Here is an 18,447-nt window from a genome sequence, read left to right on the forward strand (position 1 = left end):
ACTCGCTACATCTCTCGGGTTTCACATCATATGGGGTTAAAAAAGGCCCTGACCGCTTCTATTCGTGGCTGGATCATCTATTCCATCTAAAAAGAAGTCTTTTATCTTTTTATCTCTTTTAGCTCTTTGTTAGTTCTTTCTCATCTTTCATGCTATAGTATCCTAAATTCACAACGATTAAGAAATAACCACCCATAATCCCTACTGCAAATGCCCACATAACCATGTGGTGCTCAATTTCGTACATAATAATAGCACCCAAAATGGCAGCTGCAAAACGGTTAAACATACCGAGTGTCGGTGCTTTCGTCTTCTTTACAATACTATCTCCAAGCTTCTCAATTCTTCTCCCTAGAAGCCAAACGCAATACATACTTACAATAAGCCCAATTCCAGCGCCTAAAAAGTGTGCTGAAAACGGTGTTAACATCCAACCTAGTAACAAAATACCTAGTATATAATACGATTGGATTTTAAATGATCTTAGTGACATACTAATCATGCTGTACCTCTCTTCATTCGTTCTTATCTATCCAACAAAAAATTTCTTTCAAATCCATATTCCTTACATCCATTTCACTCAAATTAAAAACAACATAAACAGTATGTTTATGTTGTTTAAATGCTTTTAGAAAATAATATTATACAAGATTTCAAACATCATATTCTCATATTTTGTGACGGTTTTTCAAACTTTTTTCGTCCATTTATGAAAAAAATGATATCAATCTATGAACATACGGATATGATGTAATAAGCACACAAATAAAGGGGGCGTCTAATGATTTATTTTTTAATGGCTCTCATTCACCTCATTATCCCTGCACTTATCGGACTTTCATTGTATTGGTACACGAAAAACCATAGCATTTTTTACGCTGTCCTCGGTGTTCTTCTTCCAGGTATTATTCTTATTACACTCTTCCGTATTCCATTTTTAAACTTAATTCCACTTATTACTGCTATCTTATTTCTCATCTTCTTACCAAAAATAAAAAAATAGGAAAGCAGATCATAGGTGATCTGTTTTCCTATTTTGATATAGGTTCCCCTGCAATAGAATGAACTTTTACTTTCTCCGATTTCACAAACCATAGACCGACAAAAATGATAATTCCACCGATGATTTGTTGAAACGATACATATTCATTTGCCCAGACAGCTGCAAATAAAACAGCTACAAGCGGCGTTATATACATATATACCATCGTATGTGACGCCCCAATTTTTTGAACACCAACATACCACATTACTAGACCAAATACTGTGACAAAGAAAATAGAATATAGTAAAGCAAATAGTGTCATTCCGTGAGTAATGTGAAATGGCATGACAAACACATGCGGACCACTTAACAATAATAGCGGAATCGCACCCACTAATGCAGACCATGCTGTAACACGTAATGCTGAATATTTTTTAATTAATGGTCCTGCTAAAACAGGATAAAGCCCCCAGCATATTGATGTAATAAGTCCAATTCCATTGCCATAAAAAGAACTAGTAAGTGAATGTCCTGCTACTAAAACTAATGCTGCACCAACAAAAGCAATCATAGAACCGATTAACTTTCGAGAAGAAAAATTTTCTTGTTTCAGAAAAATCGCAAATACAGTTGTAAAAATAGGTGAAATAGAAATGAGTAAAGAGGCATTTGTAGCGGATGTATATTTGACAGTTTCCATAAATAACGTTTGATACAGTACAATACCTACAACGCTAACGATGATTAATCTAGGTATATCCTTTCGCTCCATATAAACCGATTTTTCAATAAAAAAGGTAAGAAGTAACAGGAGCGGTGCCGCCGCCATCATACGAAGTGCAGTAAATTCAATTGCTGTAAATTCTAAAAATCCATACTTTGCAATCGTATAGTTAATCCCCCAAATAATAACAACACTTAAAATTAATAACTCAATTCCCCATCTTCTCATGCGTATCCCCTCCGCAAATAAGATTATACAGAAAATTCAATCATATGTACATTTCATTATGTGAAAAAACCTTTTTACTATTGGGACGTTTTGGTAAATGAAATTATATCGGCGATTTTTTCAATATATCGACTTATCAACAAAAATCGACAATAATAGCGCCTTATAAAATAAAAAAATGTGAATCCAAAATACATTTTGGACTCACATTTCCTTTACTATACTCGAACGTGTAATTTCATATTTGGATTATAAAACTGGCTTGGGCTCTTCAACTGAAAAGTTCCTCCACCTTCATGCCAATCAACCGTTAACTTATCGTCCATAAATACAAGCTTTGTACGATCAGCGATAAAATTCATTGTGCTTGATTCAATATCCACATCGCGCTCATCTTTTTCTGCTACAGCTACTAAATCGATGATTCCACTCATGACACAACCGCAACCCTCATTATCGTAAAATAACTTTATATATTTCGCTTCACTTGGAATCGTATCCATAATCTTTTTATATGCTGCTTCTGTTACAGTAACGTACATATGTTAATCTTCATCCTCTCTTCTCTTATCATTCATATATTGTATCACCATTTTTCTTAAAAGTTATATACAGAAAATTAAGACTAATATACAATGTATGTGATAAAGTTTCAGCAATCGAGCTTTTATGAGTAGTTCATGCAGGAGAAAGGATGTTTACTATCTGTGTTCAAACTACAACGATATCCTATGTTATTAGGTCTATTTAGTAGTTTCTTCATTTCTAGCGGAATGCTATTACAGCATGTACTTCCTATTCTCCTTCTATTGGCTGGATTCTAGGTTTTATTTGTTTCCTATCCGCTTCTTATTTTGCTACGAAGAATACAAACAACTCATAAAGCAAGAATCATCTTAAGGAGGATTATTAAACATGCCAGCCTTAAAAAAAATAGAGCAATCACTCGATCACTTATTCCAAATTGAAAAATACGGAAAAGATAGTGCCTTTAGTCGATTTATCCCAGCCGTATATGATCCTATCAAATTTCCTTGGCAACAATTTTTCGAAGCAAATTTTGTAGATTTATTTAATGGTCTTATGATGCACGGATCTGAAAATGTAAACAAAGTATTTTTAGCTGTATTCCCTACAAATGACATTCTTGAAACATTCATTTCACAATCCACACCTGGTGATTTACTCTTTATGCACCATCCCCTTGTAATGGAGTGTGGTGATCCAATTGGAAGATCAGGCCGCGGTTTCATACCAATCCCTGAAAAATATTTGCAAGAAATAAAAGAAAAACAACTTTCTATATATACATGTCACGTACCAATGGATTTTCATCAAACACATGGAACGAGTATTTCAATTGCAAAAGCATTAAACGCTACTGTAGTGGACCACTTTGCATATGGAGGTCCAGAACAAGAACCAGTTGGCCTTATTTGTGAAATAGATGAAACATCAACAGAAGCACTCCAAAAACATCTAAAACAACTCTTCCAGATTCCTTACACAGACTTCGAAGGGAAACGACATGATTCCATCAAAAAAATCGCAATTATCGCTGGATGTGGCGATGTTGTATCTTTAATGAAGGAAGCAGAAGAAAAAGGTGCTGAAGCATATATTACAGGAGAAATCCATTGCCATATCGACAATGATTACGGCCGACATAAATACTCTCTCATTATGGATTATGTAAAAGAAACGAATATGTCTCTAATTGGGGTGTCACACTCTGCCTCTGAATATTTAGTGAAAGAGACATTGATGTATGATTGGTTTAAAGAGAATTTTGATGTGGATGTTATTTTGCTTCCGCAGGAGAAATGGTGGCTCTAACACTATCATTTTTTTAATTTATATACACAATACAACCGACCACAGAAAAATAGATAAATGAGAAAGCACATGTACCTACGTAAATGCTTTCGTTGTGCCGAAAAATGAACCTACTGGTAGCACCGACTTTACTGGTGCTACCAGTATTACAGCTGGAAACCTATTTTTGTGAGAGGATACAACCGCTCTTTATATTCATACTGCAAGTGCTGTATATTCTGTTTTTCTAATTACTAACATATAGCAATTCATTTCATAAAAAAAGACCCGAGATTCGGGTCAACAAATAGAAATATAAATGAACTACAACAAATAACAGACAAAGCCATTATATATTTTTCGTAGTAAAACATCCATTAATTTCTTTTTACACTATCAATATATTATTTTTCGTTATCGTCCTCTTTTTTAGAACGTCTACCTAAGAAGAATACAAGAACTAATAATATAATTAACAGTAGTACTCCGCCGATAATGTAATATAGTGTGTAGTCTTTTTTCGCTTCTACCGCTGTATCATTTAATTTATCAGCTGTCTTTCCTTCAATTGTAAATTTCTTCGTCCATTCCCATTTTTGATTGCCATCAGTGGCTTTCACTTCTACTCGGTACGTTCCTGGATCAAATGCTTTGTTTTCCCAGCTAATAGCGTAATCAAAGTTTGAGTTTGGCGCCATTCTTAAATTTTCTTTTTTCGCTTCAAATAAAATGTCTGTACCTTTTTCTTTATATACCTTTGCATCAACACTTAAATTTTTTAACATTGCTGGCTTTACGTTTTGTAAATTTGTAGTAACAACGTTACGCCCGTTAATTTGTGTTGGCTTTACTTCGTTTAATTTCATGTCTGGTTTTACTTCAGCATCTGTTTCTTTTAAAACAACACCAATTGCGTATGCATATTTATTTTCAATCTGCACACCTTCATCTTTTTTCTTTGCATTCTCATCTTCTTTTTCTTTAAAGTATAAACCACCTAAAATAACACCATCAAACGACTCATTTGGCATTTCTAGGTTTATATCAACTGTCACTATGCTGTTAGCTGGGACTTTCGTTTCTTTTGGCATTTTAGCAATTTTAGAAAACGGATATTTCAAAGTAGAATCCGTTTTTGGTTCTACTGTACTATAATCTGTAATACCATTGCTATTCGTAATTGCTGTATTAGCAAACGATTCTACCACAACTTCTTTATTCGTATCATTTTTCATTTGGACTTGAATTGTTTGCTTTTGTCCAGGTTGCATTTTCAAATCAAAATACGTTTGATTTTTATCAATTTGATTTTCTGGTATAACTGCTGTCACAGCGAATTTCATTTCAGCTGCATATACTGAAAAAGCGTTTACCATGAAGAATGTAATTAATAGTAAGCTAGTAAATAGTTTTTTTACCATCTCTTATGTAATCCCCTTCATATCCATTTTATAGACAAGAAAGAGACAAGGTTAAAGCCATTCCCTTATCTCTTCTCATTTTCCTCTTTTATCTTAAAATTCCTCTTACTTACATAGGAGCGTCTGTTAGTTCCCAAGTTAGTGAAGTTGTGTATTGTGTTTGTTCTTTTTTCGTTTTACCTGGTACAGATAACTCTACGCTTTGTTTCGCTTCTGTTGCATCTTTACCAAACGTATTTACCCATGTACCCATACCTTGGTTTTCTTTTGCATCGATTAAATCAGATGCTGCACCACTTGGATTTAATGTGATAGATTGTTCTGCTGTTGGTGCGTCGCTACCTGCATTTGATTTCAAAGCTGAATTTTTTAATGTTAATGCCGCGCCATCCAACGCTTTATCATCTGCAGTTTTGAATTGACCATTTTGTTTTACTGTTAAATGCCATCCAGCATTTGTACCACGATTATCTGTTACTTGAACGTAGTTCGGCACGTCAATTACAGAACCGTCTACTTTTTTCTTTACTTTATCTAATTCTGCAAAGTAGATTTCGTTATTCCCTGATGCTTTTTGTGTTTTAAAGTTGAAGTTAGATACATAATCAATACTTAGTGGACCATCTGTACCTTTTTTATCTGGATCAACTGGATCTACAGTTTCATCTGGATTCTCTGGATTAACAACATCAATTTTATCTGTATTTTTCTCGAATTTAATGAATGCTTTTGAGTCTAATTTCCCGCCATCTTTCTCAGCTGCAAATGCAGACGTTCCTACTGATACTGATGATAATGTTACCGCTCCAATTAATGCTATTTTTGCTAGTTTCATAGTTTTATACCCCTTTATGATCATTTTTAAAATTCAGTCATTCTTAATTTTCAATCTTGTATAAGCTTAGTTTGGTGTATCTTCTAAAGTCCAAGTTAACTCAGCTGAATATTTCGCACCTTTTTCTTTCGCTGTCGTACCTGGTACGAATAAGCTCACACTCTTTTTACCTTGTTCTGTTCCTTTACCGAATGCAGTCGTCCAATCACCCATACCTTTATTCTTTGCGGCAGTAGTAATTTCCACCGCATCTCCACCTGGAGCTAGCGTTACTTTATTTTTAAATGTTGTAGGTGCATATTGTGCATCAGTTACAGAATTTACAGCTGGGTTACTTAAGCTTAAAGCTGCATTTGTTAACTCACTATTACCACTTTTAAATTGTGCATTTTGCTTTACTTTCAATTTCCATCCTGCATTTGTACCACGGTTATCTGTTACAGATACGAAGTTAGGTACTTCAACTGTTTTGCTCCCTTGTTTCACTTTATCCAATTTTGCAAAGTACGTTTGATCATTACCAGAGATAACTTGCTCGCCGAAGTGTAAGTTAGAAACGTAGTTAATACTTAATGGACCTTTTGTTCCTATTTCATGGTCACCAGGGTTCTCTGGTGTAATTTTTTCATTTGGATTTTCTGGATTGTTTGGATCTGTTGTGCTTGTATCTTCAATAAACGTTACATCTGTTTTTGATTTCATATTTGCTTTCTCTTCCGCAAATGCTGAAGTTCCTACTGCTGCAACTGATGTTAATGATACTGCACCGATTAATGCTAATTTTGCTAGTTTCATATGTACCTTCCCCTTTTCTCTGTTTTCATCTATTTTTTATTTTGAATACACTTGCTTTCCCCTAATTCTTTTGAATACATATAGAGATAAAACAATCGAAAACAATCCTATATATTGTTTGAAGTCCCGTGTCTGGCCTCCTGTTTTCGGTAAATATTTATCTCCATTTTTATTTTTATCAACTGTCTCTTTTTTTGTATTTATCTTTGTCGGATCAGTTGATGTATTTGGTGTATAGCTATTCGAAAATGTAATACCCGCTTTTGAATTCGTACTTGTAGCCGTTACTACATTTGCCATAAGAAACGGCACACATATAACTGTGGAAACGATAATACCAACTATTTTTTTCATTACTCTCTCCTTTCTAAAATTTATATATTTCATATATTTTTAGAGAGGAGCATCGGTTAATGTCCATTCTAGCTGTCCAGCATATTTAGTATTTGCTTTGACATTCGGCCCTGGTTTTACTTGTAAATGAATTCCTTCGTTTTCCTTCCAATTTAGTGAAACCTCCTCGTCGTTTTTAGAAATATACGAGAATACTTCTATACTAGAGGTACTTAAAGGTGTATCCTTTCCATTTCGTTTGTAAATCAATGCTCCTGTCAATGTGTCATTTTGCGCTGAAGTTAATGGTGTGATTTCCTTTACATATACACTCCATTTTTGCTTTTTAACACGATCATCGGTTACCTTTAAAGGATTTGAAATCGTCTTCGGTGCGTATGTCGTTGTTTTCGATGGAATTGTTAAATCTCCAAATGTAATTTCTTTTGGTACGTCTACTAACTTTAAAGTCCCATCAACGACAGTAACCGGCACTTGAATCTCCGCTTGTACACCTTGCTTCGTTTCAATTACAACCGTTACAGTATGATTCCCTATTGTTTTGGTATCTGGAATATTGATTAACTTCACTACTGATATTGGTTTATCTACATCCAAATTCGTATCTACAGATAAATCTGTCACAAATTTAGAAATATCCATTTTTGTTAAATCTGTTCCTTGCACTACTTTTTGTGGGACTGGTTTCCCAGTTGGAATACCTTTATACCTTATTTTTGCGATTCCATCTCGATTACTATCTTGTCCATTCTTATCGCCATCTAAATAATTTTTAGCTGACACCGGTATTTCAAGATAACCATCTTTGTAATATTTCATTACATTAGCACCTTTTACAGGAGAACCTGTAATTGTCATTTCATAAATTTTCCCGTTGAATTCTTCTGTTTTTAGCGCATTTACTTTCGCAACCGCAGTGACTTTATTGTTTTTCCTGCTAATATCAAAGAAGCTACTTACATCATCTCCACTCTCCACATCTTGAATGGAAACATCATTCACAGTAAAATCCTTATTCACTTCACTTTCTAATACAAAAGATTTCGCATAGTGAATCTCTTTCGATTGAGCAGGCATATTTTGATATACCTTATAAGAAAGTTGACGGGAATTATCTTCCACAATATCTCCTATTACACTTGGAGCTGGAATTTCAATTTGTGCAATCGCTAATTGGTCGTATGATACATTAACACCTGAAGCATTTAATCTAACTTCTAGCGGTAATTCTGTTAAATTATCAAATGTAATTGTCATATCTGCTTCTGGAGTAGCTACTGGACCTGCTGTTCCAGAAAACTCGATTTTATTATTCCCTTTGTCTTGATACCTAATTGAACTCGTATCATACACGTATAAATTCGTTAAATGACTACCATCATTACGTAACGTTACATTTTTATAACTATTTATCCTTTTGAAATTCCACATTGCCGTTAATGGTACTTTTTTACTTGTTCCGTGTTCATAAAATTCAAAGGAAGCATTATAAGTTTGTCCTGACCTTCCGTTCCCATATAATTGTAAAAAGTTTTTTGCATCACCTTTAGTTATTGGTGTTTTAACATCTACAGATGAAGCTGTCATAGAGTGAATATTAATACGGACATCAATCCATTTCCCTTGATATTCACCAGCTTTTTTTACTAATACGTACTGTTCTCTATTTGAATTTCTAAATGTATATTGACTTTGACCAGTTCTGTCATTGCTACTACCCTTTACCTCATATGTTACTTGTGGGCTCCAAACAAATCTAAAAGCATATTTACCCGAGATAGAAGGCCCTTCACCTGTTCTATTATTTATTACCTTTACATTTGGATATTTAAGAATACTTGTAACAGGACTAGCAGCTAGTAGAGATTGGCTCTTTAATACCTTCTCAGCTTGAATAGCAGGTAATTCCTGATTATTTTCGTTTACCTTATTGCTCTCTTTTAATTCATTTTCCTTTGATACGAGTTCTTCATTAACCTTTTCTTTCGCTAAAGTCTTCGTTTCTTTTGGAACTTCAGCATTAGTAGAATTTATTTCTTGTTTTTTATTTTCTTCCGATACTTTCACTTTTTCACTTATTTCTTTTTTCATAACTTCCTCTGAAGCCTTTGGATTTTCATCAGAAATAGCTACATTTAAAGCCTCTTTTTTCTCTACAACATGTAGAGAAGGAGATTCAATTTTCTTTTCATTCCCTTCAAACTTCACTATCGGTTCAAATTTGTACTCTCCAGCTTTTTTCATTTGAATGACTACATATACGTCACCGATAAAATTACTTTGTTCATTCTTTTCAATTTTTACAATGTGATCTTCTGTTACTGAAATGTTTTGAATCGCTTTATTGTTTTCGTTCATTTTTTTTGTTTCTGCTTCATTGAACAGCTGTTCATTAGATAATTTCAGCTCGATATTAGCATCTTGTTTATTTGTATTTGTAATCTTTAATACTACATTTTCATCAACTTTTATTTCTTGTTTATCCATATGAACGATAAAACGTCCTTGCTCGTCGTTTGTAACCGCATAAACTTTCGTTGCAGAGTAATCTAGCACACCAACTTGCGTAAATAATATTCCTCCAGCGAGAAGTATACGCCCAAATTTACCTATTTGATTTTGCAATGTACTTCCCTCCCTCACTTCTTATGAACCGAATATTTCGAACATTAAATTTATTATTCAGCTAAATTTACAATCATAATGTGTATTCCTAGAAAATAAAAAGCCTAGTTGCCTTTTCGATTTTCATACATCACAACATGTGTGAAAATCCAAACTGCAACCAGACTATCATAGTAATTTTCATTACCTTAGACTCTTAGCTTTGCGACCTATCCTTTCGAACAGTGTGCCCATTTATTTTTTCTTTTTGAGACAATAAAAAATCTGGTTGCCTTTTCGATTTTCATACATCACAACATGTGTGAAAATCCAAACTGCAACCAGACTATCATAGTAATTTTCATTACCTTAGACTCTTAGCTTTGCGACCTATCCTTTCGAATAGTGTGCCCATTTATTTTTTCTTTTTGAGACAATAAAAAATCCGGTTGCCTCTTCGATTTTCATACATACAACTATGTGTGAAAATCCAAACTGCAACCAGACTATCATAGTAATTTTCATTACTTTAGACTCTTAGCTTTGCGACCTATCCTTTCGAATAGTGTGCCAAAAATAGGTATTTATTTATCGTGTTTTGAATATACCATTAAAACCCAAAAAAGAAAATAGTTTTTTTAGAAAAAAACAATTTTCTTTTTATAGTCTAAATTTTTTACTTGAAAATCCATAATAAAAACTAAAAAAAAACATTTTGATCTTAGAATACATCATACATTCTTTATCGATAAAATGAGATTTTTACTATCCACAAATAGCAAGATAAAATAGAAAAACATCACTTATTTGGAAGTGATGTTTTTTCTATTTAATGCAGTGGTAACATAACCTCAACCGTCGTTCCAACCCCAACTTCACTTTCAAAACTCATTTTACCGTTGTGGTCTTTAATAATTTTTTCTGTAACTACTAAACCTAGACCAGTTCCTGTTTCTTTCGTTGTATAAAAGGCTTCATTTAACTTTGGAATTTTATCTTTCGGAATGCCGCATCCCTCATCTTTCACTTGAATGATGATTCCATCTTTTACAGTAACTTTAATCGTAATTGTTCCGCCAACTGACATTGCTTCAATTGCATTTTTAATTAAATTAAAAAAGACCTGTTTTAATCGTTTTTCATCACATGTAATTGATGGTAAGTCTTTACTGTAAATACCTTGTATGTAGACTCCTTGTTTTAAAGCAGGCTTTTCCATAACTCGAATAACATAAGAGATAATTTCTTGTATGTTATGAGTTTCTGATTCTAGTGATTTAGATTTCTCAAATCCACTAAGTTCTGTAGCAATTATATGAATCCGATCTACTTCTTGTTTCATAATATCACTATAAATTTTATCCTCTGGATGCTTGTCTGCTTGTTTATTCACAAGTTTTTTTAAGTTTGCTAAAGGTCTTCTAATCTTATAACCAATAACCGTTGCCATCTTTCCAACAGCTGCTAGTTTTTCTGTCTGTTTTATTTCTTTGTCCATCATCTCAAGCGTACGAACATAAGACTGAACCCTCAAAAATATAATCCAACATATGATAGTAAATACGCTATATAATGCCATTGGGATTAAAACGAGAGAAGATTGAATAATGATTCCTGTAAGAGCATACTTTCCGACAAGTATCGCTGGAACTAACCAGAAATATCTTTTATTCACAAAGATTGGTGCAAACAAAATAAAAAATCCTTCTACTATATTTCCACCGTCAAATTCTGCATCGCTACCATAATAAATCATAATGTTATGGATAAAATCTAATACATTATAGCCAATTAGAATAATATACTTTACCGCAAAAGCATTCTTCCATTTCATAAAGTATATCCCAACGCAAAACAATACCACCATCAAAAAGTAAAGCCATAAACCTAAACCATCTTCAAACTCTCCTACACCTTCTTGCTCTCCACCGATTAACGGTACGATAAATTCATAGGCAAGATCATATACAAAAAATATAATGAAAAATAAACTTAAAAATGCTTTCAGCGCCTTTATTTCTTCGTTTTTAAATATATAGCCTTTATTCATATGGTAACTCCTAGCTTTTCTTCCACTTGGATTTCAGTATTTCCACACTTCTTTGGGAGAATGATGTCTATTCTCGTTCCAGTATCTCTTTCACTTGAAATATGCAGCTCACCAAGGTGCTCGGCGACAATTCGATTCGCTACCGTAAGTCCCAGACCAATTTTATCTTGTTTCGTTGTATAAAAGGCCTCTGTAACACGAATTAAGTTTTCTTTCTTAATACCATGACCATTATCAATCACGCTGATCATTACATACTCTTTCCCTTTATTTTCTAATCTTACATGTAATATGCCATCTTGTTCCATTGCCTCTAAAGCATTTTTTATCGTATATAAAAAGACTCCTCTTATTCTTCGTTCATCACATTCAATTTCTATTGTTTTTTCTTCCACATTAGAAATAAACTGTACGTTTAATTCATTCATTTTTTCGCGAAGACTTGTTATTACTTGTAATACAATTTTCCCCACATCATGTTTCTTATAAATAGAAGGTTTGCATGTAGCAACTTCCATCAACTCACTTATCATATTATTCATATTTTCTATTTCAAAAATCATACGTTTATAAATAGGTTCCTCTTCATGCTTCTCTCGTTGTAATTGTGTAAATCCTTTTAATGAAGCGAGTGGATTTTTAATTTCATGTCCAACCGTCGCTGCCATTTTTCCGATTACTGCTAATTTTTGCGATTCACTAGCAATCGCAATACTTTCCTTTACAGCTGAAAGATATTGTAAAAATCGGTTTAAAATGATATACGCCGCAATTAGCATAAGTGTATACATAATAAGATACATAAATGCTTTTACTTCCTCTAATACAAATAAATAAATCAAATATTTTCCTACAATAGAAGAAAGTAAAATCACATAAAATTTTTTATTTAAAAATATGGGTACAAAGAAAATGAGAATAATTTCTATTATATTTGTCGCATCAAACGCCGCCTTATTATAAAAAATATATGAAAATATATTAGCGATTTCTATCCCTATGTATGCAAATATCCATGCATATTTAACAAGGTTTGCCTTCTCTTTTTTCATTAAATATATATTCACGCACAGTATTGCTACTCCGCAAATAACTTGCCATACTATGTTGTATCCCTTATCCATTATTGATTTATCGTCTAATACGATTGCATAGAAAATTTGATATACAATAACAATGACATATAACACCCATAAAAGGATTTTTGCATTCTTTTCTTCTTCTTTATATGATAGAAAACTTTCTTTCACTTCAACACCCCTTCAAAATAATATCTCGAAGAATACCATTTATTATAATAAATGATTTTCATAGACAAACAAAGATAAATCGAACATTTGAGGAAAATCGTACCAAAAACGCAATATATTTAGACTATATACAGAGCATAAAATCTATGATCATTAATACGTATATTATGGAGGATGTTTTATATAGACGGCCTAAAAAGTAAAACAAAGCTTTTAGAATGGAGCCTATTGATAGAACAGGGGGAGTTTTATGTTTGTTACTGTCGAGAAAGATGTGCATATTTTTGTGCAAGACGTTAATCCTGGTCCAGGTAGTAAGACTGTTTTCTTCGTTCACGGATGGCCTTTAAATCATCAAATGTACCAATATCAACTCAATGTTTTACCAGAGCATGGCTTTCGCTGTATCGCCATGGATATACGAGGGAATGGGCAATCTGATAAGCCATGGACTGGTTACACGTATGATCGATTAGCCGATGATATCGCAATTGTTCTGGAAGCACTTCAAGTAGAGAACGCTACGTTAGTCGGTTTCTCAGTTGGTGGTGCTCTTTCTATTCGCTATATGTCTCGCTATAATGGGCGCCGCATTTCTAAGCTCGCATTAATTGACGCTGTCTCCCCCTCTTTCGTTAAAAATCAAGAGTCCCCTTACGGTGTACCGAAAGAACAAGCAGATGCTCTCATTAATCAAATGTATGCTAATTTACCAAAATTTTTAAATGATGTATCTTTATCCTTTTTTAATAGAAACTTAGGGGCTGCAACCCTTGAATGGTTTTCTTATCTCGGCATGCAGTCCGCTTCTTATGCCCTTATCAAAATTTTACAAGCAGCTGCAAATGAAGATGTAACGAAAGATTTAAATAAAATTAACGTCCCAACAAAAATCTTTCACGGCGTTCACGACCAACTAATTCCTTACAAAAGTGCTGAGCTTACGCAACAACGAATTAAAAATTCTCAGTTACATGCTCTTACAAATAGTGGTCATGGTTCACCAATCGATCAAGCGGATGAATTAAATAAAGAACTGATAAAATTTTTACAAACATAACAACTGCAATATAAGAATGAACGTTAACATAATCGTTTTTTAGAAAACATAAAATTCACACATTTCTCACAAATACACGAATAAAACGATTATATTTTCATATATACTAAATGTACAAGTAATACTCCCTAAACCCAGCTTGTCTGTTTACCCCGTTAAATACTATGAAAAAAGAACTTGTATCGTTATACAAGTTCTTTTTGTTTCTTTTATTTAAAGAGGATATCTTTACTATATTGATTTCCGACGAGTAAATCATATTGAAGCATTTTATATTGCTCTAACATTTCTTTTTGTTTCTTTGTTAAATCATTAATTACTTCTCCATTTTTATCAACTTTTAATTCATCCCTAAGCACTGGTATTTCCTTGTAAAGTTCCGATAAAAATTGATAAAATAAGGATTTATTTAATCCTGCATAATCAAAAATAAGATTAGAAAAATGAATTGGGCTTACTAAACCTAAATTATCATTTGGCATATCAAAGTTTGCATACATTAATAACGGTGTTTGCGCCATCGCTAAACGTTCGCTCGGTGTTTTTTCATTCGTTATATACCCATTTTCTTTATAAAAAGATTTATTTGTTCCTAATGATGGAAGATGATCTCCAAAGAATACTAATAATGTAGGTCTATCTAAATTATCTAGTTGCTCTATTAAATATTGAAGAGCTTCATCTGAACGTCTTAATCCTTCTGTATACGTCTCTAATTCTCCATTTGATTCTTCATTTTCTAGACCGCTAATTTCTATTAGGTTTTCACCAAATCGGCCTTCTGTAAATGGAAAATGATTTTGCATCGTAACTGCATGAATAAATGTTGGCTGTTTTTGTTCCTCTAACTCAGCAATTATCTCTTTACTCATCGCTAAATCACTAATATAATCTCCATCAATATCCACATTTTCCATCGTGTCCTCTGCATTAAACTTATCAAATCCTAACACCTTATATACATCATCACGTTTAAAGAATGTGCGACCAAATGAATGAATTGCACTTGTATAATAACCTTCTTTTTTCAACACCGTAGGGATTGATGGAATTTCTTTCTTATTTGTAATAACCTGCTGATATGGTATAGAACCTGGCTTTAACAAACTCATTGAATAACTTGTTAATGCCTCAAATTCAACGTTCGCCGTATTTCCCCCAAATGTAGGAGAAATAGTTTGTCCACCAGGAAAGTTTTCTATATAATGATGTAAATTTGGTACAGGATCTTCACTAAAAGAAAGGTTGGTTACTTTCGTCGGATCCCAAAACGATTCACTCATTACAAAAATAATATTCGGTTTCTCTTTTTTCTTTTGACTCCCTATATTTCCACTATATTGTTTTTTTATATCGTTTGCTATTTGAAGCATATTTTCTTTAGAATAATTTTTTGGTTTTTCCATAACTGTTGTATCTAAATTACTAATAAACCCAAGTACAAAACCATTTGAAGCGTAGTTCTCATTTTGATTCCACAAAACAAAATCTACACCTGATTTTTGAAATACTTTATTCATAAATGTATTCGCAAAATTGCCATACGCATATAGAACAAAAATAGATCCTACTACTAATAAGGCTCTTATTCCTAGATGAATCTTTACATTTTGAATATACCTTCTCATATATATCCCTGCTACAATACAAGCTACGATACTTAAGATAATGACAAAAATATAACTCCAACTAAAATAGTCCATCACCATCGGTATAACAGATTGCATATGCGTAATTTGTGTGAAATCAGAAGGATATAACGGATCACCTCTGAAAATAAGCTTCAAATAATTCACAATACATAAAATGACTAACGTACAGCTCGTTAAAACCATACTTAGAAAAACCTTACCTATTAAATTATATACAAGAATATATATTGCATAAATTACTACAAAACTTAATATAAACTGCATATTATAAAAGTAAATCCAATTCATTGCCTCTATGAAACTCATATTAACTTGCATGACAATATAAAATAACGCTACTGTATGAGCTAGTAAAAGTAATATAAAATGCACTCGCAGGGATGCTCTAAGTATAGACATCTCTTTTTTATTGAAATGCGTAATATAAAACGTTATGCCCCATATGAAAATCATCATAACACTTAAAACAAACTTTTGATTTAAATGATCTTTCATCATGTCTAAATTAAAAACCTTTAAAATCATAAACAGCATAGTTATTACTAATAAAGTCACCATACTACTTATAATGCTAGAAATTAATATATTTCTTTTTGGAAGATGAAAAAGTGTAGAACCATACTTCAATTCATTCCCTCGTTTCTATGTCTTAATTTCCCCCGCATCGAAAGAACTATTTCTATTAAAATAACATATATTACATATTTCGTCTGCATACTTGCTTCTATCATAAATGTTTTGTCTTAATATTCCCTTAATCAACCGTTAAATTATGGTATACAAATTACTCATTCTTGAAAAGCTTAATTTCAGCAATCCACTTTATGATATAATAACTATTTTTTAGAAATCCTTAATGCTATTAAAGATTCCACATGAAAATACGAAAGAATTAATAAACAGGCGTTGCACGTTTTTAACAACTATTACTATAACGAAAAGAACCTGCCACAAGACAGGTTCTTTTCGTTATTTTATGATAAAAGAGAAAATGATTAGCGTGTGTATTATATAAAAGGAAGCAGCCATATTTTCCATACGATACATACGAGTACTATAATTACAAAATCAAAAAAATCTAATCTCGGACCTTTTTTCATATTCATATGTAACCACATATGAAACCATTTTATTTTTGTATATTTATGGATGTTTTTCTTTGCAAATCGGTAAATAAGCATTTGCATGATAAAAAATCCGGCCACAAAAATAAATAATAAGATGAGAAATCCAATCACAAAATTCCTCCTATTTTTGTAGCGTTTTTTCTACTATCCGATTTTTCAAAACCCACTCTTCAAACTGGGCACTTCCAAATTCCCAGCTAAGATCGCGAGCATGTACAGAAAAAACGTAATGACCAGCATATTCGTCCATAAATCTCCCTAACTCTACATCGTCTTTTTGAATACCGTATACTCCAAAATTAAAATACACATCCCATACGTCTTCATTCTTTCTCTTATAAGCAATCGATTCCATATCACATTCTGTCCCGAAATAATCAAGATGTAAATGTACGCTATCATCGTATTCGTACTCCATTTTATCACCCCTTATATTTGTACTTCTTTACCACCAAAAAAATTCCTGCTATCTACACTCACATATGGGCGATTACCTACATATCATGCTTGTAGAGTGACTTCTAGGAGGTGTTATATAGTGAAAAAATTAATCGCGATTTTTTGCATCATGTTACTAGCTGTTTTTACTTTTGCTGCTTGTAGTAGTAAAAAAGAAGGTACGAAAGAACAAACTCAAAACATTCGCGTCGGCGAAGTTACCCATTCTCTCTTCTATGCCCCATTATATGTTGGGATTGAAAAAGGATTTTTTAAAGATGAAGGACTAAATATTGACCTACAAACAACAGCTGGTGGCGATAAAACGATGACCGCCCTATTATCTGGCGGAATTGATATCGCTCTCGTCGGTTCTGAAACGTCTATTTACGTTCATCAACAAGGAGCGAAAGACCCTGTCATTAACTTTGCACAGCTTACACAAACAGATGGGACATTTTTAGTTTCACGTAAAAAACTAGACTCTTTTAATTGGAATGACGTAAAAGGTGTTACATTTTTAGGACAGCGTAAAGGCGGCATGCCGCAAATGGTTGGAGAATACGTTTTAAAGAAAAATGGCATTGATCCTCATAAAGATACAAACTTAATTCAAAATATCGAGTTTGCTAATATTGCAAATGCCTTCGCATCTGGTACTGGAGAGTTTGTACAGCTCTTTGAACCGACTGCAAGTATACTTGAGAAAGAAGGTAAAGGTTATATCGTCGCTTCATTCGGAAATGAATCTGGTACTGTTCCTTATACAACGTTCATGGCAAAAGAAAGTTTCTTAAAGAAAGATAAAGCTGCAGCTGAAAAGTTCACACGTGCTCTCTATAAAGCACAGCAATGGGTTGATACACATAGCCCAGAAGAGATTGCTGATGCTGTTTCCCCGCTATTTAAAGACACTTCAAAAGACATAACAGTAAAAGTAATTGAACGGTATAAAAAGCAACATTCTTATGCGACAAATCCACTATTAGATGCGGAAGAATGGAAACAGCTCCAAACTATTATGAAAGACGCTGGTGAATTACAAAAAGAAGTCCCACATGAAGCGCTCGTCAATACAAAAATTGCCGAAAGCGTTATTAAGAAATAGA

At 33.1% G+C, this 18,447-nt stretch carries 17 protein-coding genes and 3 riboswitches; of the genes, 4 read left to right on the top strand and 13 right to left on the bottom strand.

Going from position 1 to position 18,447, the window contains the following annotated elements; translation table 11 throughout:
* Positions 1-118: 118 nt before the first annotated feature.
* On the bottom strand, positions 119-502 hold the full coding sequence (locus ACO6VI_RS02055) for an ATP synthase subunit I (RefSeq protein ID WP_000624926.1): 384 nt from the start codon (positions 500-502) through the stop codon (positions 119-121).
* A 279-nt stretch (positions 503-781) separates the two neighbouring features.
* On the opposite strand from ACO6VI_RS02055, the gene ACO6VI_RS02060 reads away from it, so the two are divergent.
* Positions 782-1,003 carry a hypothetical protein gene (locus ACO6VI_RS02060; protein ID WP_000639042.1) on the top strand — a complete coding sequence of 74 codons (222 nt, stop codon included), beginning with the start codon at positions 782-784 and terminating at the stop codon, positions 1,001-1,003.
* 28 nt (positions 1,004-1,031) lie between these two features.
* On the opposite strand, the gene ACO6VI_RS02065 is transcribed toward ACO6VI_RS02060, so the two are convergent.
* Together ACO6VI_RS02065 and ACO6VI_RS02070 are read right to left on the bottom strand one after the other, a co-directional pair.
* Positions 1,032-1,937, bottom strand: a complete 906-nt coding sequence (locus ACO6VI_RS02065) for a DMT family transporter (RefSeq protein ID WP_001255404.1) — start codon at positions 1,935-1,937, stop codon at positions 1,032-1,034.
* Between the two features lie 218 nt (positions 1,938-2,155).
* Positions 2,156-2,479, bottom strand: a complete 324-nt coding sequence (locus ACO6VI_RS02070) for an iron-sulfur cluster biosynthesis family protein (protein WP_000289570.1) — start codon at positions 2,477-2,479, stop codon at positions 2,156-2,158.
* Positions 2,480-2,852: 373 nt separating this feature from the next.
* On the opposite strand from ACO6VI_RS02070, the gene ACO6VI_RS02075 reads away from it, so the two are divergent.
* Complete coding sequence (locus tag ACO6VI_RS02075; protein ID WP_063548851.1) at positions 2,853-3,773, top strand: Nif3-like dinuclear metal center hexameric protein; 921 nt, start codon at positions 2,853-2,855, stop codon at positions 3,771-3,773.
* 383 nt (positions 3,774-4,156) lie between these two features.
* Here the strand turns inward: ACO6VI_RS02075 and ACO6VI_RS02080 are convergent, their stop codons facing one another.
* From ACO6VI_RS02080 to ACO6VI_RS02110, 7 genes are all read right to left on the bottom strand, one after another.
* Positions 4,157-5,173 carry a DUF916 and DUF3324 domain-containing protein gene (locus ACO6VI_RS02080; protein ID WP_023523218.1) on the bottom strand — a complete coding sequence of 339 codons (1,017 nt, stop codon included), beginning with the start codon at positions 5,171-5,173 and terminating at the stop codon, positions 4,157-4,159.
* Between the two features lie 109 nt (positions 5,174-5,282).
* Complete coding sequence (locus ACO6VI_RS02085) at positions 5,283-6,008, bottom strand: WxL domain-containing protein (RefSeq protein WP_000761506.1); 726 nt, start codon at positions 6,006-6,008, stop codon at positions 5,283-5,285.
* Positions 6,009-6,074: 66 nt separating this feature from the next.
* On the bottom strand, positions 6,075-6,803 hold the full coding sequence (locus ACO6VI_RS02090) for a WxL domain-containing protein (RefSeq protein ID WP_422422974.1): 729 nt from the start codon (positions 6,801-6,803) through the stop codon (positions 6,075-6,077).
* Between the two features lie 36 nt (positions 6,804-6,839).
* Entirely contained in the window at positions 6,840-7,157 is a 318-nt protein-coding gene (locus ACO6VI_RS02095) for a hypothetical protein (RefSeq protein ID WP_000724871.1), read from the bottom strand.
* A gap of 39 nt (positions 7,158-7,196) precedes the next feature.
* Complete coding sequence (locus ACO6VI_RS02100; protein ID WP_088021563.1) at positions 7,197-9,782, bottom strand: WxL domain-containing protein; 2,586 nt, start codon at positions 9,780-9,782, stop codon at positions 7,197-7,199.
* Between the two features lie 152 nt (positions 9,783-9,934).
* Positions 9,935-10,023, bottom strand: a riboswitch (cyclic di-GMP riboswitch).
* A gap of 71 nt (positions 10,024-10,094) precedes the next feature.
* Positions 10,095-10,183: riboswitch (cyclic di-GMP riboswitch) on the bottom strand.
* Between the two features lie 71 nt (positions 10,184-10,254).
* Positions 10,255-10,343: riboswitch (cyclic di-GMP riboswitch) on the bottom strand.
* Positions 10,344-10,590: 247 nt separating this feature from the next.
* The gene (locus ACO6VI_RS02105) at positions 10,591-11,811 is read right to left on the bottom strand and encodes an ATP-binding protein (RefSeq protein ID WP_023523221.1); all 1,221 of its coding nucleotides are present in this window, start codon (positions 11,809-11,811) and stop codon (positions 10,591-10,593) included.
* Positions 11,808-13,061: an ATP-binding protein gene (locus tag ACO6VI_RS02110; RefSeq protein ID WP_088021562.1), complete on the bottom strand. Its 1,254-nt coding sequence runs from the start codon at positions 13,059-13,061 to the stop codon at positions 11,808-11,810. Before ACO6VI_RS02110 ends, ACO6VI_RS02105 begins: the two co-directional genes overlap by 4 nt.
* A gap of 250 nt (positions 13,062-13,311) precedes the next feature.
* Between ACO6VI_RS02110 and ACO6VI_RS02115 the strand changes: the two genes are divergently transcribed.
* Positions 13,312-14,121 carry an alpha/beta fold hydrolase gene (locus ACO6VI_RS02115; RefSeq protein ID WP_000498279.1) on the top strand — a complete coding sequence of 270 codons (810 nt, stop codon included), beginning with the start codon at positions 13,312-13,314 and terminating at the stop codon, positions 14,119-14,121.
* Positions 14,122-14,330: 209 nt separating this feature from the next.
* Here ACO6VI_RS02115 and ACO6VI_RS02120 read toward each other — a convergent pair whose 3' ends face one another.
* The 3 genes from ACO6VI_RS02120 to ACO6VI_RS02130 all read right to left on the bottom strand — a co-directional run bounded on the left by ACO6VI_RS02120 (position 14,331) and on the right by ACO6VI_RS02130 (position 17,318).
* Positions 14,331-16,400 (bottom strand): LTA synthase family protein, encoded by a 2,070-nt coding sequence (locus tag ACO6VI_RS02120; RefSeq protein WP_161520176.1) that lies wholly within the window; start codon positions 16,398-16,400, stop codon positions 14,331-14,333.
* 380 nt (positions 16,401-16,780) lie between these two features.
* On the bottom strand, positions 16,781-17,011 hold the full coding sequence (locus ACO6VI_RS02125) for a hypothetical protein (RefSeq protein WP_000578980.1): 231 nt from the start codon (positions 17,009-17,011) through the stop codon (positions 16,781-16,783).
* Positions 17,012-17,021: 10 nt separating this feature from the next.
* Positions 17,022-17,318, bottom strand: coding sequence for a DUF3986 family protein (locus ACO6VI_RS02130; RefSeq protein WP_000455579.1), 297 nt, complete (start codon positions 17,316-17,318; stop codon positions 17,022-17,024).
* Between the two features lie 120 nt (positions 17,319-17,438).
* Here ACO6VI_RS02130 and ACO6VI_RS02135 point away from each other — a divergent pair, with 120 nt between their 5' ends.
* Positions 17,439-18,446 carry an ABC transporter substrate-binding protein gene (locus ACO6VI_RS02135; RefSeq protein WP_000733140.1) on the top strand — a complete coding sequence of 336 codons (1,008 nt, stop codon included), beginning with the start codon at positions 17,439-17,441 and terminating at the stop codon, positions 18,444-18,446.
* Position 18,447 lies beyond the last annotated feature (1 nt).

The sequence above is a fragment of the Bacillus sp. PSXD-155 genome, from assembly GCF_049310765.1.
Taxonomy (GTDB): domain Bacteria; phylum Bacillota; class Bacilli; order Bacillales; family Bacillaceae_G; genus Bacillus_A; species Bacillus_A cereus.